Source organism: Actinomycetospora soli (assembly GCF_021026295.1).
Classification (GTDB): domain Bacteria; phylum Actinomycetota; class Actinomycetes; order Mycobacteriales; family Pseudonocardiaceae; genus Actinomycetospora; species Actinomycetospora soli.
Window position 1 is genome coordinate 107800 of sequence record NZ_JAJNDA010000016.1, and the last position, 26803, is coordinate 134602.

General features: G+C 74.5%; 27 protein-coding genes. 10 read left to right on the top strand and 17 right to left on the bottom strand.

What is annotated here, in order from left to right:
- Positions 1-16: 16 nt before the first annotated feature.
- Positions 17-1225, top strand: a complete 1209-nt coding sequence (locus LN037_RS23500) for a protein kinase domain-containing protein (RefSeq protein WP_308286181.1) — start codon at positions 17-19, stop codon at positions 1223-1225.
- Positions 1226-1229: 4 nt separating this feature from the next.
- On the opposite strand, the gene LN037_RS23505 is transcribed toward LN037_RS23500, so the two are convergent.
- From LN037_RS23505 to LN037_RS23525, 5 genes are all read right to left on the bottom strand, one after another.
- A complete protein-coding gene (locus LN037_RS23505; RefSeq protein WP_255694810.1) occupies positions 1230-2558 on the bottom strand; it encodes a class II 3-deoxy-7-phosphoheptulonate synthase in 1329 nt (442 codons plus the stop codon).
- Between the two features lie 77 nt (positions 2559-2635).
- Positions 2636-3589 (bottom strand): NAD(P)-dependent oxidoreductase, encoded by a 954-nt coding sequence (locus tag LN037_RS23510; RefSeq protein ID WP_230757839.1) that lies wholly within the window; start codon positions 3587-3589, stop codon positions 2636-2638.
- A gap of 67 nt (positions 3590-3656) precedes the next feature.
- Complete coding sequence (locus LN037_RS23515; RefSeq protein ID WP_230757841.1) at positions 3657-4085, bottom strand: nitroreductase family deazaflavin-dependent oxidoreductase; 429 nt, start codon at positions 4083-4085, stop codon at positions 3657-3659.
- A 28-nt stretch (positions 4086-4113) separates the two neighbouring features.
- Positions 4114-4635: a polyadenylate-specific 3'-exoribonuclease AS gene (locus LN037_RS23520; protein WP_230757846.1), complete on the bottom strand. Its 522-nt coding sequence runs from the start codon at positions 4633-4635 to the stop codon at positions 4114-4116.
- 14 nt (positions 4636-4649) lie between these two features.
- A complete protein-coding gene (locus tag LN037_RS23525; RefSeq protein WP_230757849.1) occupies positions 4650-5342 on the bottom strand; it encodes a lysophospholipid acyltransferase family protein in 693 nt (230 codons plus the stop codon).
- 206 nt (positions 5343-5548) lie between these two features.
- Here LN037_RS23525 and LN037_RS23530 point away from each other — a divergent pair, with 206 nt between their 5' ends.
- Complete coding sequence (locus LN037_RS23530) at positions 5549-6328, top strand: alpha/beta hydrolase (RefSeq protein WP_230757933.1); 780 nt, start codon at positions 5549-5551, stop codon at positions 6326-6328.
- Positions 6325-6903: a hypothetical protein gene (locus LN037_RS23535; RefSeq protein ID WP_230757853.1), complete on the top strand. Its 579-nt coding sequence runs from the start codon at positions 6325-6327 to the stop codon at positions 6901-6903. The genes LN037_RS23530 and LN037_RS23535 overlap by 4 nt, the downstream gene beginning before the upstream one ends.
- Here the strand turns inward: LN037_RS23535 and LN037_RS23540 are convergent.
- From LN037_RS23540 to LN037_RS23565, 6 genes are all read right to left on the bottom strand, one after another.
- Positions 6900-7853 carry an ROK family protein gene (locus LN037_RS23540; RefSeq protein ID WP_230757857.1) on the bottom strand — a complete coding sequence of 318 codons (954 nt, stop codon included), beginning with the start codon at positions 7851-7853 and terminating at the stop codon, positions 6900-6902. The genes LN037_RS23535 and LN037_RS23540 overlap by 4 nt on opposite strands.
- Entirely contained in the window at positions 7847-8530 is a 684-nt protein-coding gene (locus tag LN037_RS23545; protein ID WP_230757860.1) for a hypothetical protein, read from the bottom strand. The genes LN037_RS23540 and LN037_RS23545 overlap by 7 nt, the downstream gene beginning before the upstream one ends.
- A gap of 25 nt (positions 8531-8555) precedes the next feature.
- Positions 8556-9794, bottom strand: a complete 1239-nt coding sequence (locus LN037_RS23550; protein WP_230757865.1) for an ArsA family ATPase — start codon at positions 9792-9794, stop codon at positions 8556-8558.
- The gene (locus tag LN037_RS23555) at positions 9794-10222 is read right to left on the bottom strand and encodes an SRPBCC family protein (RefSeq protein ID WP_230757869.1); all 429 of its coding nucleotides are present in this window, start codon (positions 10220-10222) and stop codon (positions 9794-9796) included. The genes LN037_RS23550 and LN037_RS23555 overlap by 1 nt, the downstream gene beginning before the upstream one ends.
- Before the next feature lie 97 nt (positions 10223-10319).
- Positions 10320-11120, bottom strand: a complete 801-nt coding sequence (locus LN037_RS23560) for a metallophosphoesterase family protein (RefSeq protein WP_230757876.1) — start codon at positions 11118-11120, stop codon at positions 10320-10322.
- Positions 11117-11554 carry a polyketide cyclase / dehydrase and lipid transport gene (locus LN037_RS23565; protein ID WP_230757878.1) on the bottom strand — a complete coding sequence of 146 codons (438 nt, stop codon included), beginning with the start codon at positions 11552-11554 and terminating at the stop codon, positions 11117-11119. Before LN037_RS23565 ends, LN037_RS23560 begins: the two co-directional genes overlap by 4 nt.
- A gap of 178 nt (positions 11555-11732) precedes the next feature.
- Here LN037_RS23565 and LN037_RS23570 point away from each other — a divergent pair, with 178 nt between their 5' ends.
- Complete coding sequence (locus LN037_RS23570) at positions 11733-13526, top strand: AMP-dependent synthetase/ligase (RefSeq protein ID WP_230757881.1); 1794 nt, start codon at positions 11733-11735, stop codon at positions 13524-13526.
- Between the two features lie 70 nt (positions 13527-13596).
- Here LN037_RS23570 and LN037_RS23575 read toward each other — a convergent pair whose 3' ends face one another.
- The 4 genes from LN037_RS23575 to LN037_RS23590 form a co-directional block, all read right to left on the bottom strand.
- Complete coding sequence (locus tag LN037_RS23575) at positions 13597-14766, bottom strand: glycosyltransferase family 4 protein (RefSeq protein ID WP_230757884.1); 1170 nt, start codon at positions 14764-14766, stop codon at positions 13597-13599.
- Complete coding sequence (locus LN037_RS23580) at positions 14763-15836, bottom strand: C40 family peptidase (RefSeq protein WP_230757886.1); 1074 nt, start codon at positions 15834-15836, stop codon at positions 14763-14765. Before LN037_RS23580 ends, LN037_RS23575 begins: the two co-directional genes overlap by 4 nt.
- Before the next feature lie 129 nt (positions 15837-15965).
- Positions 15966-16247: a hypothetical protein gene (locus tag LN037_RS23585; protein ID WP_230757888.1), complete on the bottom strand. Its 282-nt coding sequence runs from the start codon at positions 16245-16247 to the stop codon at positions 15966-15968.
- 107 nt (positions 16248-16354) lie between these two features.
- Positions 16355-17692, bottom strand: a complete 1338-nt coding sequence (locus tag LN037_RS23590; RefSeq protein WP_230757893.1) for an NYN domain-containing protein — start codon at positions 17690-17692, stop codon at positions 16355-16357.
- A 72-nt stretch (positions 17693-17764) separates the two neighbouring features.
- Between LN037_RS23590 and LN037_RS23595 the strand changes: the two genes are divergently transcribed.
- Together LN037_RS23595 and LN037_RS23600 are read left to right on the top strand one after the other, a co-directional pair.
- A complete protein-coding gene (locus tag LN037_RS23595) occupies positions 17765-19642 on the top strand; it encodes a DEDD exonuclease domain-containing protein (RefSeq protein ID WP_230757894.1) in 1878 nt (625 codons plus the stop codon).
- The gene (locus LN037_RS23600) at positions 19639-19917 is read left to right on the top strand and encodes an Lrp/AsnC family transcriptional regulator (protein ID WP_230757895.1); all 279 of its coding nucleotides are present in this window, start codon (positions 19639-19641) and stop codon (positions 19915-19917) included. The genes LN037_RS23595 and LN037_RS23600 overlap by 4 nt, the downstream gene beginning before the upstream one ends.
- Before the next feature lie 47 nt (positions 19918-19964).
- On the opposite strand, the gene trpD is transcribed toward LN037_RS23600, so the two are convergent.
- Together trpD and LN037_RS23610 are read right to left on the bottom strand one after the other, a co-directional pair.
- Positions 19965-21020: an anthranilate phosphoribosyltransferase gene (gene trpD, locus LN037_RS23605; protein ID WP_230757898.1), complete on the bottom strand. Its 1056-nt coding sequence runs from the start codon at positions 21018-21020 to the stop codon at positions 19965-19967.
- Positions 21017-21424: a hypothetical protein gene (locus LN037_RS23610; protein ID WP_179793641.1), complete on the bottom strand. Its 408-nt coding sequence runs from the start codon at positions 21422-21424 to the stop codon at positions 21017-21019. The genes trpD and LN037_RS23610 overlap by 4 nt, the downstream gene beginning before the upstream one ends.
- 212 nt (positions 21425-21636) lie before the next feature.
- On the opposite strand from LN037_RS23610, the gene ctaE reads away from it, so the two are divergent.
- Genes ctaE through qcrB form a run of 4 tightly spaced genes read left to right on the top strand, consistent with a single transcriptional unit; the run spans position 21637 to position 25987 of the window.
- The gene (gene ctaE / locus LN037_RS23615) at positions 21637-22260 is read left to right on the top strand and encodes an aa3-type cytochrome oxidase subunit III (RefSeq protein ID WP_230757901.1); all 624 of its coding nucleotides are present in this window, start codon (positions 21637-21639) and stop codon (positions 22258-22260) included.
- A 36-nt stretch (positions 22261-22296) separates the two neighbouring features.
- On the top strand, positions 22297-23121 hold the full coding sequence (gene qcrC / locus LN037_RS23620) for a cytochrome bc1 complex diheme cytochrome c subunit (RefSeq protein WP_230757902.1): 825 nt from the start codon (positions 22297-22299) through the stop codon (positions 23119-23121).
- Entirely contained in the window at positions 23118-24287 is a 1170-nt protein-coding gene (gene qcrA, locus LN037_RS23625; RefSeq protein ID WP_230757904.1) for a cytochrome bc1 complex Rieske iron-sulfur subunit, read from the top strand. The genes qcrC and qcrA overlap by 4 nt, the downstream gene beginning before the upstream one ends.
- Positions 24284-25987, top strand: a complete 1704-nt coding sequence (gene qcrB, locus LN037_RS23630; RefSeq protein ID WP_305059300.1) for a cytochrome bc1 complex cytochrome b subunit — start codon at positions 24284-24286, stop codon at positions 25985-25987. The genes qcrA and qcrB overlap by 4 nt, the downstream gene beginning before the upstream one ends.
- Positions 25988-26803: the final 816 nt, after the last annotated feature.

Below are 26803 nucleotides of genomic sequence, written 5' to 3' on the forward strand. Positions count from 1 at the left end.
CGCCTAGCATCCAGCCATGCCGCGCGACACCGCTCCGGGGACCGCCCGCACGGTGCTCGACGGCCGCTACCGCGTCGGCGAGGTGATCGCCCGCGGTGGGATGTCCACCGTGCACCGCGGCACCGACCTGCGCCTGGACCGTCCGGTGGCGGTCAAGATCATGGACCCGTCGTTGGCGCAGGACCCGGCGTTCGTCCGCCGCTTCGAGCGCGAGGCGCGGGCGGCGGCGCGTCTGTCCCACCCCGGGATCGTCGCGGTGCACGACCAGGGACGCCACGCCGACGGGACGATCTTCCTCGTCCTGGAGCTGGTCGAGGGCGGCACGCTGCGCGACGTCCTGCGCGAACAGGTCCGCCTCGCCCCCGCGAGCGCGCTGACGGTGGTGGAGCAGGTGCTCGCGGCGCTGTCGGTGGCGCACCGCGGCGGCATGGTGCACCGCGACGTCAAGCCGGAGAACGTGCTGGTCTCGAGCACCGGGCAGCTCAAGGTCGCCGACTTCGGACTGGTCGCCGCGGCCTGGGACGGCGCCGCCGACGGGTCGCTCGACACCGGCGGCTCGACCTCCGACGACCTCATCCTCGGCACCGCCGCCTACCTCGCCCCGGAACAGGTCCAGCACGGCCGCACCGACGAGCGCAGCGACGTCTACCAGGCCGGGGTGGTGCTGTTCGAGCTGCTCACCGGCGTCCCGCCGCACGGCGGCGACACCGCGCTCGCCGTCGCGTACCGGCACGTCAACGTCGACGTCCCGGCGCCCTCCACGCGGGCGCCGGGCATCCCGAGGGCCCTCGACCGGCTCGTCGTCGCCGCCACCCGCCGCGACCCGGACGACCGGCTGGCCGGCGCGACGGCGTTCCTCGAGGCCGCCCGGCGCGCGCGGCAGGAGGAGTCGCTGCCGTTCGCCCCGGTCGCGGCCCCGCAGCGGCGACGCACCGCCGCCGCCCCTCCCCCGCACACCGGCACCCGGGTGTTCACCGGCCCGACGCCCCGCGCGCCGGTCGACGACCCGCCCCCGCCGTTCCGCGCGCCGGACCCGGAGCCCGAGGACGAGCCGGACCCGCCGTCGCGCGCGGACCGCAACGCGGACGTGGTGGACCGCGTGGAGCGCCACGCCCGGCGTCGCGACCGCATCCGGTCGCGCCGGATCTTCACCATGTGGGTGCTCGCGGTGATCGCCGCGAGCGTCGCCTCGGGCGTCGTCGGCTGGGGTCTGGGGACCCCCTAGACGCCTAGTTGCGGAGCATCTCCGCGATGAGGAACGCCAGCTCCAGCGACTGCTGCGTGTTCAGCCGCGGGTCGCAGGCGGTCTCGTAGCGCCCGGCGAGGTCGGTGTCGGAGATCTCCTGGGCGCCGCCGAGGCACTCGGTGACGTCCTCGCCGGTGAGCTCCACGTGGATGCCGCCGGGGTGGGTGCCGAGCCGGTGGTGGACCTCGAAGAAGCCCTGGACCTCGTCGACCACCTGGTCGAAGTGGCGGGTCTTGAAGCCGGTCGTGGCCTCGTAGGTGTTGCCGTGCATCGGGTCGCACTGCCAGATGACCTGGTGGCCCGAGGCGGTGACCTTCTCGACGATGCCCGGGAGCACGTCGCGCACCTTGCCCGCGCCCATGCGGCTGATCAGCGTGAGGCGGCCGGCCTCGTGGTTCGGGTCGAGCCGTTCCACGTACTCGACGGCCTGCTCGGGCGTGGTGCCCGGTCCGATCTTGAGCCCGATCGGGTTCGCGAGCAGCTCGGCGAAGGCGATGTGGGCACCGTCGAGGGCACGGGTGCGCTCGCCGATCCACAGGAAGTGGGCGCCGAGGGAGAACAGGCGGGGGTCGTCCCGGCGGGCCGAGTCCAGGCGCAGCAGGGCGCGCTCGTAGTCCAGGACGAGGGCCTCGTGGCTGGCGTAGATCTCGGTGGAGTGCAGCGAGTGGTCGGTGACGCCGCACGCCGACATGAAGCGCAGCGCGCGATCGATCTCGGCGGCCACGGCCTCGTAGCGCTCGCCCGCCGCGGAGTTCGCGACGAACTCCCGGTTCCAGTCGTGCACCTCGTGCAGGTCGGCCATGCCGCCGCTGGTCAGCGCACGGGTCAGGTTCATCGCCGCCGAGGCGTTCGCGTAGGCGCGGATCATCCGGCCCGGGTCGGGCACCCGCAGCTCGGCGTTCGCGGCCAGCGAGTTGACCATGTCGCCGCGGTAGGACGGGAGGCCGAAGGCGTCGACGTCCGACGACCGCGGCTTCGCGTACTGCCCGGCGATCCGCCCGATCTTGACGACGGGCGTGGAGGCGCCGTAGGTCAGCACCACCGCCATCTGCAGCAGCGTGCGGATGTTGCCGCGCAGGTGGGGCTCGGTGTTGTCCGCGAAGGTCTCGGCGCAGTCCCCGCCCTGGAGCAGGAACGCCTCGCCGCGGGCCACGGCCGCGAGCTGGCCGCGGAGGCGGTCGATCTCGGCCGGCACGGTGATCGGCGGGACGTGCTCGAGGACCGTCCGGGCGTCGCTCACCGCCGCCGCGTCCGGCCACGCGGGCTGCTGCGCCGCCGGCCGGGAGAGGGCGGCATCGAGCCGCTCCCGCATCTCCGCGGGCAGGGGCGGCAGGCCGGGCAGGGCATCCACGGGCAGGTCGACGGACCACACGAGGCATCAGCCTACTGTCACGCCACCCGGTGCTGGATCGGTTCCCCTCGGACGAAGCGGCCGACGTTCGTCACGAACTCCCGCGCCATGCCGGCGTAGGACTGCTCGGTGATGCCCCCGACGTGCGGCGTGACGAGCACGTGGTGCTCCAGCAGCTCGTCGTGGGGGTCGATGGGCTCCACCCAGGTGACGTCGAGTCCGGCGCCCGCGAGGCCTCCCCCGGCCAGCGCCGCCAGCAGCGCGTCGCGGTCCACCACGGGGCCGCGCGCCACGTTGACGAGGTGCCCGCCCGGGTTCAGGGCCGCGAGCGCGGTGTCGGACACGATGCCGCGGGTCGCCTCGGTCAGCGGGCAGGCGACGACGAGGTCGTCGCACCCGGCGAGGGCCTGCGCGAGGTCGCCGTGGCGGTACTCGTCGACGACGGCGGCGGCCGCCGGGTAGTCCGACGCCTCGCGGCGCCCGATGCCGACCACGCGCACCCCGAAGGCGCGGAGCCGCACGGCGACCTCGACCCCGATGTCGCCCGTGCCGAGCACGGCCACCGTGCGCCCGCGCAGCATGACGCCCATGGGCGACCCGACCGCCTTCTCCGCGACGCCCGCCCGCGCCTCCTCGTAGCGGCGCAGCAGCGCCAGCAGCAGGAGCAGCGCGATCTCCGCGACGGCGGTGGCGTTGCCCGATCCGCCGCCGGGCACGTTCGCCACGGGCACGCCCCGGGTGCGGGCGGCCTCCAGGTCGACCCCGGAGACGCCCACGCCGAACTGCTGCACCAGACGGGCCCCGCACGCGTCGATCAGCGCGCCGTCGATCGTGCTGCCCAGGGGGGCGAGCACGTCGGCCGGCACCGGGGCCGAGTGCGGCACGTCGACCAGCTCCGCCCCGTCCAGCTCCGGGATCGCGAGGTCCGCCAGGGCCTCGGTGAGACACCGGCGGACCTCCGGGAAGCCGCCGCCGACGAGTCCGATGCGCAACGTGCCTCCGGCCTGTGAGCAGTTCTGACGGTCATACCCGTGAGAAGTACTCACGGGCCTCGGGCACCTAGACGGGCTCGGCCACGAACACCGGGATCTCGCGGTCGGTGGACTTCGCGTAGTCGGCGTACGAGGGGAAGGCCGCGACGGCCCGCTCCCACCACTGCGCGCGCTCGTCACCGGTGACGATGCGGGCGCGGTAGGTCTTCGTCTCCCGGCCGTCCTGGATGGGGAACTCCGGGTGCGCGACGATGTTGTGGTACCAGGTGGGGTGCTCGTCGGCCCCGCCCTTCGAGGCGACGATCGCGTAGTCCCCGTCGTGCTCGACGCGCATCACCGGGGTGTGCCGCAGCTTGCCGGTCTTCGCCCCGCGCAGCGTCATCAGGATGATCGGGGATCCCTTGACGGTGATGCCCTCGGTCGTCCCGGTGCGCTGGATCTGCTCGATCTGCTCGCGCACCCAGTCGGTCGGGTTGGTCTCCACCTGCTCGCTCATACGCCGGGGAACCCCGTTTCGCGGACGATCATTCCGACGGGTGCCCGTGGTCTCCGCCCATCCGGGCGCGCCAGATCTCGTCGATGACCGTCCACTTCACGAGGTTGTGGCGGGCGTCGGCGAGGGCGTCGTGGGCGTCCGGCGGCGCGGGCGGGAGCTCGGGGCGCCCGACGTCGTCCCAGCGCTGGCGCAGGTCGCGGGTGAAGCGGGGCAGCTCGCGCGGCAGGGCGGGCATGGCACCCCAGAGCTGGGCCACCACCACGTGGTCGTACGGCGCGTTCCAGGCCCACAGCTCGACCGGACCCGCACCCGCCGTCACGAACGCGAAGAAGTCCTCGCGGATCTGCAGCCGGCTGCGCCAGGCCGGGTCGGACGAGGGCGGGAGCTTGTCCAGCACGTTCTTCCGCACCCACGGGCCGGCCTTCATCGGGTCGAACGCGCGGGAGATCGCGTAGAACTCCCGCCCGTCCTCGTCGACCGCCCCGAGGGAGACGAGATCGATCGTCGTCCCGTCCTCGATGAACTCGCAGTCGTAGAAGATCCGTGCCACGACGCGCGATTGTGTCAGGCCGCCGTGGCGTCGCCCGCGCTCTCCTTGGCCTTCGAGGCGTAGACGTCCACGTACTCCTGGCCGGAGAGCTCCAGGATCGCGTCCATCACCTCGTCGGTGATCGCGCGCTCGACCTGGCGGTCGTCGGCGATGCCGGCGTAGCGGGAGAAGTCCAGCGGGCGCCCGATGGCGATCGTGATCTTCACGGGGCGCCAGAACCGGGATCCGACCGGGTTCGCGCGGTCGGTGCCGATCATCGCGACCGGCACCACGGGCACCCCGGCCTCCAGGGCCATCCGGGCGACCCCGGTGCGGCCCTTGTAGAGGCGGCCGTCGGGCGAGCGCGTGCCCTCGGGGTAGATCCCGAACAGCCGACCCTCGCGCATGACCCCGATCCCGGTGTCGAGGGCGGCACGGGCGGCGCGCCCGTTGCCGCGCTCGATCGGGACCTGGCCCATGCCGGTGAAGAACCAGCGCTGCAGGGTGCCGATCGGACCCGTCGTCGTGAAGTACTCCGCCTTGGCCGGGAAGGCCATCCGCCGCGGCACCATGAGCGGGAGGACGAACGAGTCGAGCACCGCGAGGTGGTTCGACGCGACCAGGGCCCCGCCGGTGCGCGGCAGGTTCTCCGCGCCGCGGACCTCCGGCCGGAACGCCACCCGCATGAGCGGACCCATGAAGACCCACTTCATCAACCAGTAGAGCACCGCTCCCCTTCCCCGCCGACCCTCGGATGTCGCAGCCTAGGCAGCGGCGTGTCGGGCGACAACGACAGCGCGTCGCCGACGGTCCACCGACCGGCCACCGACGACACCACCGGATCGGGCACCTGCACGTACCGCACCGGTGTGGGACGTGACACGATGACGCCCAGGGCGTCCCCGCGCCCGCCATCCCCGTCGTGGAGGCACGTGTGCCCGTGATGCCCGGGGCGGAGCCGTTCTCCGCCGACCCCGAGGGCGCCGAGATCGGCGTGGTGCTCGCGCACGGGTTCACGGGCTGCCCGCAGAGCATGCGGCCGTGGGGGGAGCACCTCGCGGCCGAGGGCATCGCGGTCCGCGGCCCGCGGCTGCCCGGGCACGGCACCCGCTGGCAGGACATGCAGGCCACCCGCTGGCCCGACTGGTACGGCGAGATCGCCCGCGCCGTCGACGACCTGCTCGGCCGCTACCGGTCGGTGTTCGTCTTCGGGCTCTCCATGGGCGGCACGCTGACGCTGCGGGCGGCCGAGGAGTACGGCGACCGGATCACCGGCATCTGCCTGGTCAACCCGTCGGTGACGACGCTGCGCCGCGATGCCGCCTTCGCCCGCTACCTGGCGCGGCTGTGGCCGTGGGCGCCGGGCGTGGCGAACGACGTCGCGAAGCCGGGCGTCACCGAGCTCGGGTACGACCGGGTGCCGCTCAAGGCGTTCGTGTCGCTGACCGAGCTGTGGTCGGTGGTCCAGACCGATCTCCCCCGCGTGACGAGCCCGGTGCTGCTGTACCGCTCGACCGCCGACCACGTCGTGGAACCGGTGAACGCGAGCCTCGTCCTCGACGGGGTGTCCGCCACCGACGTCACCGAGGTCGTCCTGCAGGACAGCTACCACGTCGCGACCCTCGACCACGACGCCCCCAGGATCTTCGCCGGCAGCACCGAGTTCGCCCGCCGGCTGCACGCCGCACGCGCAGAGGCAGGACATCCCGCATGAGCACGCCCGACCCGGAGGACCCCGCCCGCCGCGACGAGGCCGGCTCCGGCCAGTCCGCCGACGCGCGCCGCTTCGAGCTGCCCGACGACGTCGACGCCGCGTTCGCGGCGATCGTCGCCGACTGGGCCGCCGCGGACGCGCCGCGCTGGCCGGTCGTGCCCGACGAGGACGGGCCGTCGTCCGGCGTCGGGCTCGCCACGCCCCCGCAGGGCCAGCCGTCGGCGCACCCCGAACGGTCCGCCGACGAGCTGTTCACCCCGGCCCCGGAGCCGACGCAGCCCACCCCGCCGCCGTCGCCGCCCGCGGCCCACCGGCCGCACGCACCTCGGCGTCCCGAGGACGAGCACTTCGTCCCGCCGGAGCCGCCCCCGCTGCCCCGGATCGGGCTGTCCAGCCTGTTCGGGCTCCTGCTGCTCGTGGCCGGCGTGGTCCTGCTCGCCCTGCCCGCGCTCGTCGGCGGGGTCGCCGGGCTCGGCATCGTCCCGGGCCTGCTGGCCATGGCGGCCGGCCTCGGCTGGCTCGTCGTCGGGATGCGGCGCCCGTCGGAGTCCGAGGACCCCGAGGGCACCGTCTAGAGCCCGCGCTCCCCGGCGTCGAGCGCGGCGCCGATCATCCCGGCGTCCCCGCCGAGCACCGCTGCGCGCACGTCGGCCAGCCGCCGGTGGCCGCGCCCGGTGACCTCGTCGGCGTACACCGCCCGGGCGTCGTCGAGGTAGAGCTCCGACGACGCCGAGACCTCGCCGCCGATGACGACGACGTCCGGGTCGAACGTGTCCGCCACCATCGCGAGGCCCCGCCCGAGCCAGGCGGCGAAGTCGGCGACGACCCGCAGGGCGAGGTGGTCCCCGCCGGCGGCGGCGTGCGCGACGTCGCGCCCGGACAGCGGCAGCCCGCGCTCCCACGCCACCCGCAGGGTGGAGAAGTCCTCGCTCGCCGACACCAGCTCGTCGGCGCTCGCGCCCAGCGCGGTGCCGCTGCAGTAGCGCTCGAGGCAGCCGCGCTTGCCGCAGGGGCAGGGGCGTCCGTCGGGCACGACCACCACGTGGTCGAGCTCGGGTGCGACCCCGAAGGCCCCGCGGAAGACGTGCCCGTCGATCACGAGCGCGGCCCCGATCCCGGTGCCGAGCGCCACCAGGACCGCCACCCGCGCGCCGGCCGCCGCACCGACCCGGTGCTCGGCGAGCCCGGCGGCGTTCGCGTCGTGCTCGAGGGTGACGGGGAGTCCGAGGCGGTCGGTCATGCGGTCGACCACCGGCTCGTCCCGCCACGGCAGGTGGGCCCCGAAGGACACCGCCCGCCGGTCCGGGTCGACGAAGCCCGCCACCGCGAGCCCCACCGCGCCGACCTCCCGGCCCGCCGAGCGGGCCTCGTCGGAGAGGTGGGCGACGAGCTTCGCGACGGTCCCGTCGAGCTCCGAGGACTGCCGCGGCGTCGCGGCGACCCGGCTGGCCAGCAGGGTCCCGTCGGCCGCGACGAGGCCCGCCTTGACCGTCGTCCCGCCGATGTCGACCCCGACCGTCAGCACGGGCGTGGCCGTCGACGGACGGGGATGCGCTGCACCCCGCGGCGCGCGGTCGCGTGGGCGGCGGGTCCGGTGCCGTTCCCGACGACGGATGCGGTCGCCTCCGGCTCGGCGGCCGGGGCGCCGGGCGCCCGGCGCGGGCTCGGCCGGGGACCGCGGCGGCCGGTGGGACGGTCGGCGGGCGTCGCGGCGGGTGCCTCGTCGTCGGTACCCCGGGCGGCGGGGGCCGGGTCGAACGTGGCGTGCGGCGCGACGTCCCAGGGGACGTCGGCCGCCCAGCTCGGCGTGCCCCACTCGGCGGGCCAGCCGGCCGGGGCGGTCGGCGGGGTCGGGGTGGTCGGGGTGGTCCGGGTGCTCGGGGTGTCGGGTGCCGGCGGCGGGGCGTGGTGGTCGTGGCTGCCGGTGGCGTGCGCCTGCAGGAGCAGCCGCAGCAGGACCAGGAGCCCGGACGCCTGCTCGGCGAGGGTGGCGGTGAGCTCCGGCTGCTCCCCGCGCAGAGCGGCGACCAGCGCGCAGACCGGGCACCAGGTGCAGGGACCGGGACTCTGCCGCGGCCGCTCGCCGGGCTCGCCCCGCGGGGCCTCGACGCGCGCGCCCACCCAGTCGAGCAGCGTCGTGGCGGTGGCGCGGGCCTCCTGGGCCAGGCGCTCCCGCGCCGCCCGGTCGGCGTCGGTCGTCATGCGGTCCCCCCGTTCCCCCGGGTGCTCATCGCATCCAGACCGCGGGGTCGGGTCGGAAGGCGACCGAGAGCACGTCGTCGTCGAGTTCCGCGCCGACGACCTCGCACCGGCGCAGCACCGGCGGCAGCGCCACCGTGCGCCGCCGGCTCCCGACGGTGACCGCGAGGTCGTCCCCGATGCGGGCGAGGTCCACCTCGCCGTCGCCGATCCCGGGAACCTGCAGGTCCAGGGCGTACTCGCTGTCCACCGACGTCCCCACCCCGGCGACGCGCCGCAGCTCCATCAGCGGCCGCACGGCGGCGCCCTCGAGCGGGTCGTCGTCGCCGTAGAGGTCGTCGGCGAGCTCGGCGAGCTCGCCGATCCCGACGGGCTCCCCCGCCCGGTGCGCGACCGTGCGGACCCCGACCCCCGTGCCCGCGGTCAGCTCGGCGAGGTCGGCCAGCACGTCCTCCTGCTCGCGGCGGCGCACCCGCAGCCACTGCACCGCGGCACTGCGCCCCGTGCCCGGGTCGGGCACCAGCCGGTTCGCGATCAGGCCGTCGACGTGCAGTTCGTGCAGCGCGAGCGCGGTGACCGTGCGGCGGGTCTCCGCGGCGACGACCCGCTCCGGGGTCAGCACGAGGCGGATCGTCGTGGTGGACCGGTCGGCGAGCATGGCGCGCAGCCCGGAGAGCTGCTCGGCCAGGCGGGAGAGCGACGCCGCGGCCGCGTCCCACTTCGCGACGGTGGCCCCGCTGCCGGCCAGACCCGCCAGCACGCCCCGGACGGCACGCCGGTGGGCGGGGAACAGGCGCTCGAGGTAGCCGCCGAGCGCCTCGGGCAGGCTCAGCAGCCGCAGGGTCTCGGCCGTCGGGCCGCAGTCGACGACGACGACCTCCCACGGCCCGTCCTCGGTGGCCCGCCGGACCTGCTCGAGGGCGAGGAGGTCCTCCACCCCGGGCAGCACGGTGAGTTCGTCGGCGACGATGTCGTCGACCCCCGCACCGGCCAGGAGGGTGCGCAGCTGGGCGCGCAGCGGCTCCCAGGCCTCGTCGACGAGGGCGCGGGTGTCAACGTGGGCGGCGAACAGGCCGGGCATCGTCGTCCCGTCGATCTCGGTGGGCTCACCGCCCAGCGGGACGTCGAAGGCGTCGCCGAGCGAGTGCGCCGGATCGGTCGAGAGGACCAGGACCTTGCGGCCCGACCGCGCGAGCGCCACCGCCGTGGCCGCCGCGGTCGTCGTCTTGCCGACCCCGCCCTTGCCGGTGAAGAGCAGGACCCGCACTAGCCCTCCACGCGCCGCTTGAGGCCGGTCAGCGCCGTGTCCATGATCCTCTTCTCGGCCCGCCGCTTGATCAGGCCCGGCATGGGGACCGCGAGGTCCACCGACAGCGTGTAGGTCACGGTCGTCTCCTTCTCGGAGCCGGCGAGCCGGTAGCGCCCGCGCTGGCCGCGCTGCATCTGCCCGGACACGAGGTCCCAGGTGACGCCGTCGTCGACCCAGTCGTACGCGAGCACGTAGGTGTCCTTGAGCGGACCGGCGTCCAGGGTGAACCGGACCTGCTCGGGTCGGCCCTCGTCGTCGTGCGTGAGGACCTTCGCGGAGGTGATCGAGTCCGCCCACTCGGGATAGGCGGGGAAGTCGGCGATCACGTCGAGCACGGCCGTGGGAGCGGCCGCGATGGTGATGGACTGCGTGGACTCGTCCGCCATGGCGCCGAAGGTTACCGTCGCCCGGTCGCCCGGCTCGCCCCGCCGTCACCCTCGCCACGCCCGGGGCAGGTGTGAGGCGGCCGTGATGTCACCTCGGTCACCATCGGGCCACCGCCGGGGTCCCCCGGCGCCGGAAGTGCCCCACGTTCAGGCACTCCGTCGGGCCGATCCGGGTGCGCGCGGTCAGGGGCGCGTGCACGTGCCCGTAGAGGGCGAGCCGGGGCCGGGTGGCCCGGATCTGCTCCAGCAGGGCGGGCGAGGTGAGCTCGTGGGTGCGCGCCACCACGTCGTAGGCGAGCTCGGCGACGGCGGGCGGGGCGTGGCTGCACAGCACGTCCACCGCCCCCAGCGCCTCGACGGCCGCGGTGAACTCCTCCGTGGCGCGCATGTAGGACCGGAAGGCGCCGGCCCGCGGCTCGACCCCCGGCGGCAGCGGGACGCCCCCGACGAACCCCACCCGCGTGTCCCCGATCTCGACGACCTCGCCGTCCACCGCCCGCACGTGGGGGTGGTCGGCGAGGAACTCGGGCCACATCGCCGGGATGTCGACGTTGCCCGGCATCAGCCACACCGGCACCCGGACGGCGCCCAGCGCGGCGAACATCCGGGCGTACTGGCGGTGGACGGCCTCGTCGATGCGGGCGCGGGGGTCGTCGACGTCGGCCCACAGCCGCTGCGTGAACTCCCGCAGCGCCCCTGGGCCGCCCTCCGAGCGCAACCGGGCGAACTCGATCGTCGCGTCCGGGCCCAGGATGTCGGCGAGGATGCCGTTGGTCGGCTCGTCGTAGTCGACGAAGTCGATCAGGTCCCCCAGCACGACGAGGGCCTCGGCACCCTCGGCCGCGCGGGCGAGGTCCTCGCTGTTGCCGTGGACGTCGGAGACGACGTGCACCCTCATGCGTGGGCCGGCGTCGGTTCACCCGGACGACGGGTCCATCCCGGTGCGTCGCCGGCGGGCGCCTCCAACCGGGCCTTGAGGTCGAACGCCACGGCCTTCGCGGCCCGCTGGCGGCGCAGCGCCTCGCGCGCCGGACCGCTGCGCCCGCGCAGGAGCCGCCGCGCGGACCCGCCCTCGGGCCCGGGGGCGGGGTCGAGGCGCAGGAACCAGTGGACCACCGTCCCGTCTCCGACCGCCTCGCACCACACCTCGGCGCTGCCGACCCAGCGGCCGGTGACCGACCAGCGGATCCCGGCGGCGCCCCGGTCGGCGAAGACGTGCAGCTCGAGGTCGGGCCAGAGCCGGGGCCAGTCCGCGGGATCGGCGAAGGCGGCCGCCACGGCGGCGGGCTCGGCCAGCACGAACGTCTCGTCGATCACGTCCAGCGCGGCCACCGCGACAGCGTGCCCGACGTCTCCGCCGGTCGCAGCGTCGCCCCGCGGTCCTCGTGTCCGATCTGCCGGTTTTGTCCGGGATACCGCCGGGTAGTGACGGCGGTGCCGTCCGGCCCCTAGGCTTCCCGCACGCCGGTGTCGCAGGTGATCCCGGTCGAGGTGGAAGGGTGTGTGCGGGGTGCAGGAGTACAGCGTGCCGGCGGCGGCCAAGGTCGCCGACGACGACCGACTGACCGACGCGGTCTGGGCGAACGCCGCCGAGCACCCGTCCGACACCGCCTACCTGCGCCTGGTCGACGATGCGTGGCGCCCGACGACGTTCGGGGAGTTCCGCGACGAGGTCGTGGCGGTCGCGAAGGGCTTCATCGCGGCGGGCCTCGAGGCCGGCGACCGCGTGGGCATCGTCGCGAAGACCCGCTACGAGTGGACGCTCATCGACTACGCGCTCTGGACGGCGGGCTGTGCCGGCCTCCCGATCTACGAGACGTCCTCGGCCTCGCAGTACGAGTGGTGCCTGTCGGACTCCGGGGCGCGGGGCGTCGTCATCGAGACCGACGAGCACCGGCAGACGCTGGAGAAGGTGCAGCAGAACCTGCCCGAGCTCGCCCACGTGTGGCAGATCGACGGCTCGTCGCCCGCGGTCGAGGCGCTCAAGGAGGCCGGGCGCGACGTGCCCGACGCCGACGTCGAGGCCCGGCGCACCGGGGTCCACGCCGACGACCTCGCCACGCTGATCTACACCTCGGGCACCACGGGCCGCCCCAAGGGCTGCGAGATCACCCACCGCAACCTGCTCTTCGAGGTCCGGGCCGCGGGCGACACCTTCGGCACCATGATGGAGGCCGGGAACTCGACGCTGCTGTTCCTGCCGCTGGCGCACATCTTCGCCCGGGTGGTGCAGATCGCCGCGCAGGAGCAGCGCTACGTGGTCGGCCACTTCGCCGACACCTCGAAGCTCTCCGGGGAGCTGCCGCGCTTCAAGCCCGACTTCCTGCTCTCGGTGCCCCGCGTGTTCGAGAAGGTCTACAACTCGGCGAAGCAGAAGGCCTACCAGGGCGGCAAGGGCCGGATCTTCGACCTCGCCGAGGCGACCGCGGTCGACTACTCGAAGTCGCTGGACACCGGCGGACCCGGCCTGCTGCTGCGCGGCAAGCACGCGCTGTTCGACGCCCTCGTGTACTCCAAGCTGCGGGCGGCCCTGGGCGGGCAGTGCCGGGGCGCGGTGTCCGGCGGCTCGGCGCTCGGCGCCCGGATCGGCCACTTCTTCCGCGGCATCGGGGTGCCCATCCACGAGGGCTACGGCCTGACCGAGACCAGCGCCGCCATCACCGCCAACGCCGAGGGCGACATCCGGGTCGGCACGGTGGGACGTCCGCTGCCCGGCGTGACGATCGCGATCGCCGACGACGGCGAGGTCCTCGCCAAGGGCGACGTCGTCTTCCGCGGCTACTGGAACAACGCCGAGGCCACCTCCGGCGCGCTCGAGGACGGCTGGTTCCACACCGGCGACATCGGCGTGCTCGACGACGGGTTCCTGTCCATCACCGGACGCAAGAAGGAGCTCATCGTCACCGCCGGCGGCAAGAACGTCGCCCCGGCCGTGATCGAGGACCGCATCCGCGCCCACCGGCTGGTCAGCCAGGCCCTCGTGGTCGGCGACAACCGGCCGTACGTGGCCGCGCTGATCACCCTCGACGAGGAGGCCCTCCCCGGCTGGGCGTCGGAGCACGGCAAGTCCGGCAGCACCGCGTCCGACCTCGTCGACGACGCCGACCTGCGCGCCGAGATCCAGTCGGCGATCGACGACGGCAACGACGCGGTGTCCAAGGCCGAGTCGGTGCGCCAGTTCCGCATCCTGACCTCGGACTTCACCGAGGACTCCGGCGAGCTGACCCCGACGATGAAGCTCAAGCGCAACGTCATCGCCGACCAGCGGGCCGACGAGATCGAGGCGGTGTACGCGCAGCGGTAGGGCCTTTCGCGAGCGAACGGCACTCTCGCGCACATAGATGCTGCGAGAGTGCCGTTCGTTCGTTCGGGCGTTACTCCGGACGGGCGAGCGTCTGGAGGCGGCGGGCCCGGGACGCCCACGTCCACTCCGCCTGCATCCACCGTCGCCCCGCCGCCCCGGTCCGCGCCGCCTCCTCGGGGTCGGCGAGCAGGTCGGCGACCACGTCCGCCACGTCGGCAGGGTCCCGCCCGTCGGTGAGCCGACCGGTGCGGGTGCCGGCGGGTCCGCCGCGGACCGTCTCGGGGGCGCCGCCGGACCGACCGGCGACCACCGGCACCCCGGACGCCGACGCCTCGAGCAGCACGATCCCGAGTCCCTCGACGTCGAGCCCGCCGCCCAGGGTGCGGCACGGCAGCGCGAACACGTCGAGCGCCGCGTGGTGGGCCGGGATCTCCTCGTGGGCGAGCGGACCGGTGAACACGACGTCGTCCTCGACGCCGACCTGCGCGGCGAGGCGCTGCAGCCGGTCCCGGTCGGGACCGTCGCCCGCCACGACGAGGGCCGCCCCCGGCACGCGGCGCCGGATCGCGGGCAGCGCCCGGATCAGCACGTCCTGCCCCTTGCGCCGCACCAGCCGGGACACGATCCCGACGACGGGTCGCTCCCCCAGGCGGTGCCGCGCCCGGATCTCGTGCCGCGCGCCCGGGTCGGGCCGGAAGCGGGTCGTGTCGATCCCCGAGGGCAGCGGCTCGAGGACGGCGTCCGGGCCGAGCGCGGGCGCGATGCGGGCCCGCGTGTAGCGGCTGACGGTGGTGACGACGTCGGCGTCCCGCGCGATGCGGTGCAGCAGCTGTCGGCTGCCGGGCAGCATCGACCAGCCGACCTCGTGGCCGTGGGTGCTGGCCACCATCCGCGACGCGCCCGCCCGGCGCAGCGCCGGCGCCATCAGCCCGAGCGGGGCGGCGGCGCCGAACCAGACGGTGTCGTGGCCGGACAGCAGCTCGACGGCGCGGCGCACGGCGGCGGGCGTCGGCAGCATCATCGTCGTCGGCAGCCGGTGCACCGGGAAGGGTTGTTCCGCGTCGAAGGCGGCGCAGCGCCCGTCGGAGTCCGTCGCGTCCGGCCAGGTCGAGGCGAGCACGGTCAGCGTGCCCGGGGGCAGCCGGACGGCGAGTTCGTGCAGGTAGGACTGGATGCCGCCCGGGCGCGGCGGGAAGTCGTTGGTGACGAGCAGGATCCGGCCCGTCGCCGGGGCGGTCACGGGGGCGTGATGCGGCGGATGGTCGAGACGTTCCCCCGCACCGGGGCCACCTTCACCACGTCGCCGGATTGCGGGGCCTCCAGGAACCGGCCCCCGCCCACGTAGATCCCGACGTGGGTGGCGGGACTCCCGAAGAAGATCAGGTCACCCACCTGGACCTGCGAGGGGTCGACCAGCTGCCCGACCTGCTGCTGGGCCGCGGCGACCCGGGGCATCCCGACGCCGATCTGCCGGTACGCCCACTGCACGAGCCCCGAGCAGTCGAAGGTGTTCGGGCCGGTGGCGCCCCAGACGTACGGTGCGCCCTGGCGGGTCAGGGCGGCTCGCAGGGCGGCGACCCCGAGCCCGTCGCCGGGGATGTTCGTCGGGTAGTTCGTGATCCCGCCGGACCGCAGCAGCGCACGGTCGCCGCGGGAGAGCCGGGCGAGGGCGGCGTTCGCGGCCGCGACGTCCCGGTCGGCCTGTGCCTTCGTGCGGGTGGCGTCCTCGAGGGTGCGCGCCGCGTCGTCGGCCGCCCGGCTCGCGTCGGTGGCGCGGGCCTCGGCGTCGCGCTGCGCGCCGTCCGCGGCGGCCGACGCGTCGAGGTAGCGCTGCAGCACCGCGCGGTTGGCCGAGGAGACCGTGTCGAGCAGCTCGACCTTGTCCAGGTAGGCCTGCGGGGTCGGGCTGGACAGCAGTGCACCGAGCTGGTCGAGGTCACCGCCCTGGTAGGTGCTGCTGGTGAGCTGGTCGACCGCCACGTAGGCGCGGTCGAGCGCCTGGCGGGCCGTGGCCACCGCGGCCCGGGCGTCGTCGGCCGCCCTCCGGGTGCGGTCGGCCTCCGCCCGCCGCACGGGCAGCTGCTCCCGCGCCCCCATGGCCGCCTCGTTGGCCGCCTCCGCCCGGGCATTGGCCTCGGCCAGGGCACGGACGACGTCGTTCGCCCCGGGCGGGACGATCGGGTCGGCGGCCGCGGTGCCGGCCGCGGCGGGCAGGAACAGGGCCGCGAACGCGAGCAGCAGCACGACCAGCACCGGCGTCGGGGTCCGACGACCGGGGCGCGCGTCGCGGCGGGACGGTCGGGGCGTCACGGGGCGGGGAGGTCCCTTTCTCGGCCAGGGCGGCCTCCCGGCGGGCGACGGTGCGGGGAGCTCGTCCCCGGGAGGTGACGGGACGGTAACCGACCCCGGTCGACGCCCTGCAGCGTGGTGCCCCGGACGTCATCCCGCGTCCCGGCGACGCGTGCGCACCGTGCGGGGCGCGGCCGGCTCCGCCGCCCCCGGCACGAGCCGCAGCCGCGGGATGAGCCCGTGGTCGGCCAGCACCTCGAGCGCACGGCGCTCGACCGGACCGAACTCGAGCGGCAGCGGCGCCCCCGGGGCCGCCGGCTCCCGGGGCCCCTCGTCGCGCGCCGGCACCTCGGGCACCCCGAGCAGCACCCCGACGACGCAGTCGTCGCACGCCTGGTGCCGTACCACGCAGGTGTCGCAGTCGATGAGCATCGCGGCCTCCGCCGATCGGCCCCGGCATCTCCCGGGGAGTCGTGGCGGACGGTAGGAGGGGGGTCCGACAGTCACGCGGCGTCGCGGGTCGGGGTGTGACCGGCGTCTCAGATCCGGGCCAGCCGCTCCAGCAGCACACTGGAGGGCACGGGGTGCGCCCCGCGGCGCCGCACCGAGTCCACGACCGCCCGGTCGGAGGTGACCACCACCAGCGGGCGCCCCTCCGGCTCGGCGTCGACCAGGGTGCGGATCAGGTCGTCGGCGATCACGCCCGGTTCGGAGAACAGGACGCGCACCCCGCGCACCGACGCCGTCGGCACGCCGGAGATGCCGGCCCCGTCGAACACGAGCGTGGTCTCGGCATGGGTCCGGGCGGCGAGAGGGGCCACCGCGGCGACGAGGCGGTCGCGCTGGGCCGCCAGGGACAGCCCCGGCCAGCCGGTCTTCGTCACGTTGTAGCCGTCGACGAGCAGGTGGACCTCGGGCAGGCCGAGCAGCCGGTCGAGGGTCGCCGGGTCGGTGACGCGGGCCATCGGCGCCCGCGCCGCGGACCCCACCAGCTCGGCCGGTCGCGGCCCGACCCGGTGGTCGTCGGCCCGGAGCCCCAGCTCGTGACGCAGCCCGGCCGCGGCGCCCGCGACGGTGTCCACGAGCAGGGCCAGCCGCGCGTCGTCGGCGTGCCGGGCCTCGTGCGCCGCGCGCCGGGCGGACTCGAGCTCGGCCGTCGCCCGGCGGGCCCGGGCCTCGGCCGCGGCCACCGCCTCCTGGTCGCGCCCGCGTTCGCGGCGCAGGTCCTCCAGCTCTCGCACGAGGTGGCCCTGGCCCTCCTCGAGCCGCCGGGTCGCGTCCGCGGCCGCCACCTCCGCGGCCCGGACGCGCACGCCCTGCTCGCGCAGCCGGGCCCGCAGCTTCGCCACCTCGTCGCTGAGGTCCGGCGTCGCCGTCCCCGCCTCGGCCCGGGCCGCGTCGCGTTCCGCGGTGACCCGCTCCAGCTCCCCCGCCAGCCGGTCGGCCCGGGCGAGCGCCGCGTCGCGCTCGGTCCGCAACTTCCCGACGTCGGCCCGTTCCCCGGCGTCGCGCAGCAGGTCACCCGCCGTGTCGCCGTCGCCGGCGAGCACCGCGACGGCCGCGGCGTGCACCGGCTCCGCCACCGGCGGGTCCCACTCCTCGGGACGGTGCTCGCGCCACCAGGCCACGACGTCCTCGGCGAACCCGTCGGCCGAGCCCAGCGCCGCCAGCAGGGGGCCGGAGCCCACCTTGGCGCGCTTGGCGGGGGCGAACCGCGCGATGGGGCGCACGGGGGCGGGGAGGTCGGTCGAGGGCATCTGCCCGACCGCCCGGCTCACCAGCTCGGCGACCCGGCTGCGAACGGTCTCGGGGGCGGCGTCGAGGAGGGCGGCGCGCAGGGCCGCACCGTGCGGCGCCTCCACCTCCCCCGCTGCCATCCGCCCAGGCTAGCGGCCCGAGGGCACTCGACCACCCGTGACTGTCGGGGGGTCGATCTAGCGTGCGGCGGCGTGGAGGCACCGCGCCCGGTGACGGGACCCGACCCGCAGCTCACGTTCGAGGAGCTCGGGACGCCGCTGCACGCGGCCACCTTCGTCGTGCTCGACCTCGAGACCACCGGCGGGCCGCCCGCGGGCTCCGACGCCGGCGACGGGCCGGACGCGATCACCGAGATCGGGGCGGTGAAGGTGCGCGGCGGACAGGTGGTCGGCGAGTACGCGACGCTGGTCGACCCGGGGCGCGACGTCCCCCCGCAGATCGTCGCGCTCACCGGGATCACCACCGCGATGGTGTCCGCGGCGCCCCGGTTGCCGGCGGTGCTCCCGGGGTTCCTGGAGTTCTGCGCCGGGGCGGTGGTGGTGGCACACAACGCGCCCTTCGACGTCGGGCACCTGCGGGCCGCGTGCCGGCGGCACGGGTCGGTCTGGCCCCGGCCCCCGGTGGTGTGCACGGCGCGGCTGGCCCGCAAGGTGCTCACCCGCGACGAGGCCCCGTCGTGCCGGCTCTCGGCGCTCGCCGCGCTGTTCCGGGCGGGCACCCGGCCGGTCCACCGGGCGCTCGACGACGCCCGGGCCACGGTCGACGTGCTCCACGCGCTGCTCGAGCGCGTCGGCGGGCAGGGCGTCTCCTCCCTGGAGGACCTGCTGGCCCTGCAGGTGGAGGTGACCCCCGCCCAACGGGGCAAGCGCCACCTCGCCGACGCGGTGCCGCACGCGGCCGGCGTCTACCTGTTCCGGGGCCCGGCCGACGAGGTGCTCTACGTGGGCACGTCGAACGACCTGCGACGGCGGGTGCGCTCGTACTTCACCGGCTCGGAGAAGCGGGCGCGGGTCAAGGAGATGGTCGGGCTCGCCGAGCGGGTCGACTGGGTGGAGTGCGCCCACCCGCTCGAGGCCGAGGTCCGGGAGCTGCGCCTGCTCGCCGGGCACGCGCCGCGCTACAACCGGCGCTCCCGCTACCCGCACCGGGGCTGGTGGGTGACGCTGACCGACGAGCCCTTCCCCCGCTGGTCGGTGGTCCGCACGCCCCGCACCGACGCGATCGGCCCGTTCGGGCGCCGGCCGGACGCGGTCCGGGCCGTCGAGGCCCTCGTCGACGCCGTCGCGCTGCGGCCGTGCACCCAGCGGATCCCGGCGCGCGGCGGACGCGGCAGCCCGTGCGCCCTCCACGGCCTGGGCCGGTGCGGCGCCCCGTGCGCCGGCCTGCAGACCGCCGCCGACTACGCCGTCACCGTCGACGCGGCCCTGGCGCTCGTGCGCGGGGGTTCCGACGACGGGCTCGTGCGGCTGCGGGAGCGGGTGGCCGACCTCGCCGCGGGCGAGCGGTTCGACGCCGCGGCGGCGCACCGCGACCGGCTGGCCGACCTCGCGGGCGCGCTCGGCCGGGTGCAGCGGCTGTCCGCGGTGGCGGGCACCGAGGAACTCGTCGCCGCCCGCCCCGACGGCCTCGGGGGCTGGGAGCTGGCGGTGGTGCGGCACGGTCGGCTGGCGGCGGCCGGGACGGCCCGGCGTGGGGTGCCGCCGATGCCGGTGGTGGAGACCCTGGTGGCGGCGGCCGAGACGGTGCGCCCGGGGGTCGGGCCGCTGGGCGGAGCACCCCCCGAGGAGGTCGGGGTAATCACCCGGTGGCTGGAGCGGCCGGGCACGCGGATGGTGCGCACCAGCCGTCCCTGGGCGGTGCCGGCCTACGGCGCCGGGTCGTGGTCGGAGTGGGTGGCACGCGCCCGGGAGGCCGCCCGGGCCACGACGCCGGACCCTTCGGGCGAACCCGCGGCGCGGGCGGTCGGGTCGGGAGGCGGGGCCGGACGCCGCCCGCCCTCTAGAGTTCCGGCCGAGCCCGCCGGCCCGCCCCGCGCGGGCCGGACCCGCCGAGCCAGGGAGCCCTCGTGATCACGGCCATCGTCATGATCCACGCGAACGCCGACCGGATCCCGGAGACCGCCCAGGCGATCGCCGAGCTCCCCGGGGTCACCGAGGTGTACTCCTGCGCGGGCGACGTCGACCTCATCGCGATGGTGCGGGTGCGCGAGCACGACGAGCTCGCCGACGTGATCGCGAGCGGGCTGAGCCGGGTGCCGGGCGTGCGCGACACGTCCACCCACATCGCGTTCCGGTCCTACTCCGCGCAGGACACCGACGCGGCCTTCGCCGTCGGCCTGGACTGACGCGCCCGGACCGGCACCGCCCGTCGTCGGGACGGGGCCGGGACGGGTCAGCCGCGCAGCCGCGTGGCGGCGGCGACCCAGCGCTCCAGCAGCGCGGCCGCCGAGCCGTCGTCGACCGCCGCGGCGGCCCGCTCGCGCCCGGCGGCGACCGCCTCGTGCAGGTCCGCCCGTCGCCCGCCCAGCGCCTCGTCGTACGCCGCGAGTGCGGCACCGGCGTTGAGCAGCACGGCCTCGCGGACGGGCCCGTGCTCGCCGGCGAACAGCGCGCGGGCCACCGCGGCGTTGACCCCGGCGTCGCCGCCGCGCAGGTCGCCGGGCTCGGAGGTCGGGACGCCGATCCGGGTGGGGTCGAGGGTCTCCACCGAGACACCGCCCGGTCCGGCGCGCCAGACCGTGGTGGTGGTCGTCGTCGTGATCTCGTCGAGGCCGTCGTCGCCGCGGACCACCAGGGCGGTGTCGCCCCGGTCGGCGAGGACCGAGGCGAGCAGCGGGGCGAAGCGCGCGTCGGCGCAGCCGATGAGGGCGGCCGCCGGACGCGCGGGGTTGGTCAGCGGCCCGAGCAGGTTGAAGGCGGTGGGCACGCCGATCTCCCGGCGCACACCACCGACGTGCCGCATCGCGGGGTGGAAGGTCTGGGCGAAGCAGAACCCGATGCCCACCTCGTCCACGCTGGCCGCCACCGCGCGCGGCCCGAGGTCGATCGGCACCCCGAGCGCCTCCAGCAGGTCCACCGACCCGCAGGCCGACGACGCGGCGCGCCCGCCGTGTTTGACCACGCGCGCACCCGCGGCCGCCATGATCACCGCAGCCATGGTGGAGATGTTGACGGTGTGCGCCTGGTCGCCGCCGGTGCCGACGATGTCGACGACGACCCCGTCGACCTCGACCGCGCGCGCGTGACCGCGCATGACCTCGGCCAGCCCGCCGATCTCGGCGGCGGTCTCGCCCTTCGCGCGCAGTGCCACGACGAAGGCGCCGACCTGGGCGGGTGAGGCCTCGCCGGACATCATGCGGTCCATCGCCCAGGCCGCCTCGGTCCCGGCGAGGTCCTCGCCGCGCAGCAGCCGGCCGAGCAGCGCGGGCCAGGTGGGCGCCGTGCTCATCCCTGGCGCGCCGGCACCCCGGCCCGTAGGACGTCGGCCACCGTGCGGGCCGCGGTCACCGGGTCGAGCGGCTGGACGAGGACGGCGTCGGCCTGCGACCACGTCGCGAGCCACCGGTCGTCCTCGCGGCGCACGACCACGATCACCGGGGCCGGGTCGTCGCTCTCGTTCTTGAGCTGCCGGCACACGCCCATGCCGCCCGTCGGCTGCGCCTCGCCGTCGAGCACGGCGAGGTCGAGCTCGCCGGCGTCGGCGGCGCCCAGCACGTCGGCGATGCCGTCCGCCTCGCGGAACCGCAGCCGCGGCAGGTCCCGCGCGGGCCGGCGCCCCACCGCGGCCATGACCGCCTCCCGCACCTCCGGGCGGTGGCTCATCACCACGACGTCGAGCGTGTCGGTGCTCATCTGGGCGGGTCCTCCCGGCGCTGTCTGGACTGCTCGCGCGAGAGCCTAGTCACCCGGCGCCCGCGAGCGCCCGGACCCGCCGTCGGGAACCCCCGACTACGACGGGACGTACGACGGTCAGTAGGAGAATCCGCAGGTAGATCGCGGTGCAGGTCGCGGGCGTGATCGCGGGGGCTCGCCCCACCCGGCTGATGTCGGAGCGAGGTGACATGATGACGCCCGTGACGACCGCTCCGAGTGCGCCGGCGCCCTCCTTCAGCGCGCGGATCCACTCCCTGAACCGACCCAACGTGGTCAGCGTGGGGACGATCATCTGGCTCTCGAGCGAGCTGATGTTCTTCGCCGGGCTGTTCGCGATGTACTTCGTGGCGCGTGCCCAGAACGTGGGCGAGTGGCCGCCGCCGCCCACCGAGCTCGACGTCCCGTACGCGCTGGTGAACACCATCATCCTGGTGGCGTCGTCGTTCACCTGTCAGTACGGCGTGTTCGCGGCCGAGCGCGGCGACGTGTTCGGCCTGCGCCGCTGGTACGCGGTGACGTTCGCGATGGGCCTGTTCTTCGTGCTGGCCCAGGTGAACGAGTACCACACGCTGGTCACCGAGCACGCCACCACGATCGCCTCCAGCGCCTACGGCTCGGTCTTCTACATCACGACCGGGTTCCACGCGCTGCACGTGACCGGCGGTCTGGTCGCGTTCGTGCTGCTGATCGCCCGCACGTTCCTGAGTCGGTTCACCCCGGCACAGGCGACGGCCGCGATCGTCGTGTCGTACTACTGGCACTTCGTGGACGTGGTCTGGATCGGCCTGTTCGCGGTCATCTACTTCATCCGTTAAAGCCAGGCGACGAGAGAGTCAGGGGTAGGCCACCACATGAGCGACCAGTCGCCACGCCCGCGCAGGTTGTGGGCGCGTGCGGGCACCAAGACGCGTCGACGCGTCGCGGGCTTCCTGGCCCTCGGCGTCGCGCTGCTCGCCGTCGGCGGGCTGTACACGGTGTTCCAGCCCGAACCGGAGACCGCCCGGGCGCAGGACGCCGCACTCGTCCGCGAGGGCCAGTCGCTGTACGACAACGCCTGCATCACGTGCCACGGCTCGAACCTGCAGGGCGTCGTCGGACGCGGCCCGAGCCTGATCGGCGTCGGTGAGGCGTCGGTCTACTTCCAGGTCTCCACCGGCCGCATGCCGCTGAAGGCCCAGGGCGCGCAGGCGGACCGCAAGAAGGTCGAGTTCACCCCGCAGCAGATCGACGCCATGGGGGCCTACATCCAGGCCAACGGTGGCGGCCCGGTCGTGCCGGCCGAGCCGGACGCCGCGCTGATCGGCTCCGACCTGGGCCGCGGTGGCGAGCTGTTCCGCCTCAACTGCGCCCAGTGCCACAACTTCACCGGCCGCGGTGGCGCCCTGTCCTCGGGCAAGTTCGCGCCGCCGCTCGACCCGGCGAACCCGCACCAGATCTACGCGGCGATGCTGGTCGGCCCGGGCAACATGCCCACCTTCGCCGACACGCAGCTCTCCCCCGAGGAGAAGCGCGACATCATCGGTTACATCAAGTCGGTGAGCCCCGACTCGGGCGCGGTGAACCCCGGCGGCAACGGGCTCGGAGGCTTCGGCCCGGTCCCCGAGGGCATCGTCGCCTTCTTCGTCGGTCTCGCCGCCCTGATCGGAATCTCCCTCTGGATCGGATCACGCCAGTGAGTGCACCCCCCGAGTCCCAGTACGGCGACAAGGCCGGGACCCAGCCGGACAGCAACCAGCTGCACATCCCGAGCGACGCCGAGCTGGCCGAGATGAGCACCGACGACCTGGTGCGCCTGGGCAACCGGATCGACGACATCGAGGTCGTGTCGGACCGTCCGCGCTTCCCGGTCCCGGGCACCCGCGCGGAGAAGCGGGCCGAGCGTCAGGTCGCGGGCTGGTTCATCCTCGCCGCGGTCATGGGCCTGGCGTTCATCGTCATCTTCATCGCCTGGCCCTGGGAGTACGTCTCCCCCGGCCAGGACGGCGACCTGCTCTACGTCCTCTACACGCCGCTGATCGGGACGACCCTCGGACTCTCGGTCCTGGGCGTCGGGATGGGCATCATCGCCTACTCGAAGAAGCTGCTGCCGGAGGACCTGACGATCCAGCAGCGGCACGACGGCCGCTCCTCGGAGGTCGACCGTCGCACCGCCGCCGCCCGCCTCGTGCAGACCGGCCAGCAGAGCGGGCTCGCCCGCCGCAAGCTGATCTTCCGGTCGCTCGGTGCCGCCGGCGGTGTCCTGACGGCGGGTATCGCCGTCGCCGCGTTCGGCGGCCTCGTCAAGAACCCGTGGAAGGAGGGCGACGACTCGCCCCTCCTCGTCACGGACTGGAAGTCGGAGAACGGCGAGCGGGTCTACCTGCGCAAGTTCGACGGTGACCCGGAGGACGTCGTCCTCATCCGTGCCGGCGACCTGGAGCCCGGCTCGATGGAGACGGTCTTCCCGTTCAAGGAGTCCGACCGCAACGACCCCGAGCACCTCGCCGAGGTCGTCCGGTCCGCCGACTCGCCGGTCATGCTCATCCGCCTGCGGCCGAACGTGACCGTCATCAAGCGGGCGGGCCAAGAGGACTTCAACTACGGGTCGCTCTTCGCCTACTCGAAGATCTGCAGCCACATGGGCTGCCCGACCTCGCTGTACGAGGACCAGACCAACCGGATCCTCTGCCCGTGCCACCAGTCGCAGTTCCAGGCCAACGAGTACGCCCGGCCCATCTTCGGTCCGGCCGCCCGTCCACTGGCGCAATTGCCCATCGCGGTGGACGATCAGGGGTACCTGTACGCCCGCAGTGACTTCATCGAGCCGGTGGGGCCCGGCTTCTGGGAGCGTCGTTCATCATGAGTGCGATCACCACACCCACTCGCAGCGGTAGCACGGCGATGAAGCTCGTCGGCACGGCCGCGGACGAGGTCGACAGCCGGATCCACCCGGCCGGCGGCATCCGTCGTCAGATCAACAAGGTCTTCCCCACGCACTGGTCGTTCATGCTGGGCGAGATCGCGATGTACAGCTTCATCGTCCTGCTCATCACGGGGACGTGGCTGGCCATCTTCTACGACCCCTCGATGGCGGAGACGACCTACGAGGGCGTCTATCCCGGCCTGCGCGGCGTCACGATGTCGATGGCGTACGAGTCGACCGTCAACATCTCGATGGACGTGCGCGGCGGTCTGTTCATCCGCCAGGTCCACCACTGGGCGGCGCTGCTCTTCGTCGCGGCGATGATCGCGCACATGATGCGGACGTTCTTCACCGGAGCGTTCCGTCGCCCGCGTGAGACGAATTGGGTCCTGGGCGTCGTCCTGCTGCTCACGGGCATGATCGAGGGCTTCCTCGGCTACTCGCTGCCGGACGACCTGCTCTCCGGCACCGGTATCCGCACCGGCCTCTCGGCCATCGTCATGTCGATCCCGGTGGTCGGCACGTGGCTGCACTGGGCGATCATGGGCGGCGAGTTCCCGGGCCACATCATCATCCCGCGCCTGTACATCGTCCACGTCTTCCTGCTGCCGGGGATCATCCTCGCGGTGATCGGCGTCCACGTGGCGCTGGTGTGGTTCCAGAAGCACACCCAGTTCCCCGGCCCGGGTCGCACCGAGCGCAACGTCGTCGGCGTCCGCATCCTGCCGACGTTCGCCGCGAAGGCCGGCGGCTTCATGGTCGTGTCGATCGGCGTCATGGCGATCATGTCGGGCGTGTTCCAGATCAACCCGATCTGGAAGCTCGGCCCGTACGACCCGACGCAGGTCTCGGCCGGCTCGCAGCCCGACTTCTACATGGCGGTCTTCGACGGCGCGGTGCGTCTGTGGCCGTCGTGGGAGATGTACCTGAACCTCGGCTTCATCGGGCTGAACTCGTACACGATCCCGGCGATCTTCTTCCCGGCCGTGGTCGGGATGGGCCTGCTGGTCAACCTGCTCATCGCCTACCCGGTGATCGAGCGCAAGCTGACCGGCGACGAGGCGCACCACAACCTGCTGCAACGTCCGCGCGACGTCCCGGTCCGCACGGCGACCGGTGTCATGGCGCTGGCCTTCTACTTCTGGCTGGTCCTGGCCTGCGGCAACGACATCTTCGCCTACACGTTCGACATCTCCCTGAACGTGATGACGTGGATCGGTCGCATCGGTCTCCTGGTGATCCCGCCGGTCGTGTACTTCGTGACCTACCGGATCTGCCTGGGCCTGCAGCGCAGCGACCGGGAGGTCCTCGAGCACGGCATCGAGACCGGCCACATCAAGCGGCTGCCCCACGGTGAGTTCATCGAGGTGCACCAGCCGCTGGGCGGCGTCGACGAGCACGGCCACGCGCTCCCGGTCGCCTACCAGGGCGCCACGGTGCCCAAGCGCATGAACGACCTCGGCTTCGCCGGCAGCCCGGTCAAGGGCGGCTGGTTCCGCCCCGACCCGGCGGAGGAGCAGGACGACATGCGGGGTGTCCACGGCGGCACCGGCACCGACCCGCTCCAGGTCGAGCCGACCAGCGGGCGCGAGCTCGCCGGGCGTCCCGACGCCGGTCGTCCGCGCGACGTCCGGGAGTAGTCCCTAGCAGGATCTGACAACGGGGCGGGGAGCCGATCGGCTCCCCGCCCCGTTGTCGTTGGTGGGGGCAGTGCCGATCTCCTCCGCGCTCGGGTCCTGCGCGACGGTGCGGTTCTGCCCGTTCCCCCGCGCGGCCCTCGACGAGATGCACACCAGGCAGCTCCGCGAGCCTCAGGACCTGCCTCGTGTCACTCTCGCGCGACGGGCCCGCGGCCGGCCCCCCGGCGAGGTGCACACCAGGCAGCCTGTCGGGCACCGGGACCTGTCCCATGTACCGCTCGCCGACCCCTCGCGAGGTGCACACCAGGCATCCTGACGCGCCTCGCGGCCTGCCTCATGTGCCTCTCGCGGCGGACCCGCGGCCGGCCCCTCACGAGGTACACACCAGGCAGCTCCGCGGACCTCAGGACCTGCCTCACGCCACTCTCGCGCGACGGGCCCGCGGCCGGCCCCCCGGCGAGGTGCACACCAGGCAGCCTGTCGGGCACCGGGACCTGTCCCATGTACCGCTCGCCGACCCCTCGCGAGGTGCACACCAGGCATCCTGACGCGCCTCGCGGCCTGCCCCATGTGCCTCTCGCGGCGGGCCCGCGGCCGTCCCCTCGTGAGGTGCACAGAGCTCAGCGGGCATCAGAAACTGCCTCATGTCACTCTCGCGCCTGGGCTGGTCCGTCGATGTCGCGCTCAGCTGCTGACGACGCCTGAATCCTGACCCCTCTGCGACGGGTGAATCTGGACCCCCTTGCCGATGGGAAGGGGTGTTGAAGGTGGAGGACTGGGCGGAGATCCGGCGCCTGCATCGGGCGGAGGCGATGC

What these genes read in the sequence shown, in the direction of transcription:
- LN037_RS23500 (WP_308286181.1), top strand. Translation starts at nt 17, where the DNA reads ATGCCGCGCGACACCGCTCCGGGGACCGCCCGCACGGTGCTCGACGGC.
- LN037_RS23505 (WP_255694810.1), bottom strand. Translation starts at nt 2,558, where the DNA reads ATGCGGGAGCGGCTCGATGCCGCCCTCTCCCGGCCGGCGGCGCAGCAG.
- LN037_RS23515 (WP_230757841.1), bottom strand. Translation starts at nt 4,085, where the DNA reads ATGAGCGAGCAGGTGGAGACCAACCCGACCGACTGGGTGCGCGAGCAG.
- LN037_RS23535 (WP_230757853.1), top strand. Translation starts at nt 6,325, where the DNA reads ATGAGCACGCCCGACCCGGAGGACCCCGCCCGCCGCGACGAGGCCGGC.
- LN037_RS23545 (WP_230757860.1), bottom strand. Translation starts at nt 8,530, where the DNA reads ATGACGACCGACGCCGACCGGGCGGCGCGGGAGCGCCTGGCCCAGGAG.
- LN037_RS23555 (WP_230757869.1), bottom strand. Translation starts at nt 10,222, where the DNA reads ATGGCGGACGAGTCCACGCAGTCCATCACCATCGCGGCCGCTCCCACG.
- LN037_RS23560 (WP_230757876.1), bottom strand. Translation starts at nt 11,120, where the DNA reads ATGAGGGTGCACGTCGTCTCCGACGTCCACGGCAACAGCGAGGACCTC.
- LN037_RS23585 (WP_230757888.1), bottom strand. Translation starts at nt 16,247, where the DNA reads ATGCTCATCGACTGCGACACCTGCGTGGTACGGCACCAGGCGTGCGAC.
- LN037_RS23590 (WP_230757893.1), bottom strand. Translation starts at nt 17,692, where the DNA reads ATGGCAGCGGGGGAGGTGGAGGCGCCGCACGGTGCGGCCCTGCGCGCC.
- trpD (WP_230757898.1), bottom strand. Translation starts at nt 21,020, where the DNA reads ATGAGCACGGCGCCCACCTGGCCCGCGCTGCTCGGCCGGCTGCTGCGC.
- LN037_RS23610 (WP_179793641.1), bottom strand. Translation starts at nt 21,424, where the DNA reads ATGAGCACCGACACGCTCGACGTCGTGGTGATGAGCCACCGCCCGGAG.
- ctaE (WP_230757901.1), top strand. Translation starts at nt 21,637, where the DNA reads ATGACGCCCGTGACGACCGCTCCGAGTGCGCCGGCGCCCTCCTTCAGC.
- qcrC (WP_230757902.1), top strand. Translation starts at nt 22,297, where the DNA reads ATGAGCGACCAGTCGCCACGCCCGCGCAGGTTGTGGGCGCGTGCGGGC.
- qcrB (WP_305059300.1), top strand. Translation starts at nt 24,284, where the DNA reads ATGAGTGCGATCACCACACCCACTCGCAGCGGTAGCACGGCGATGAAG.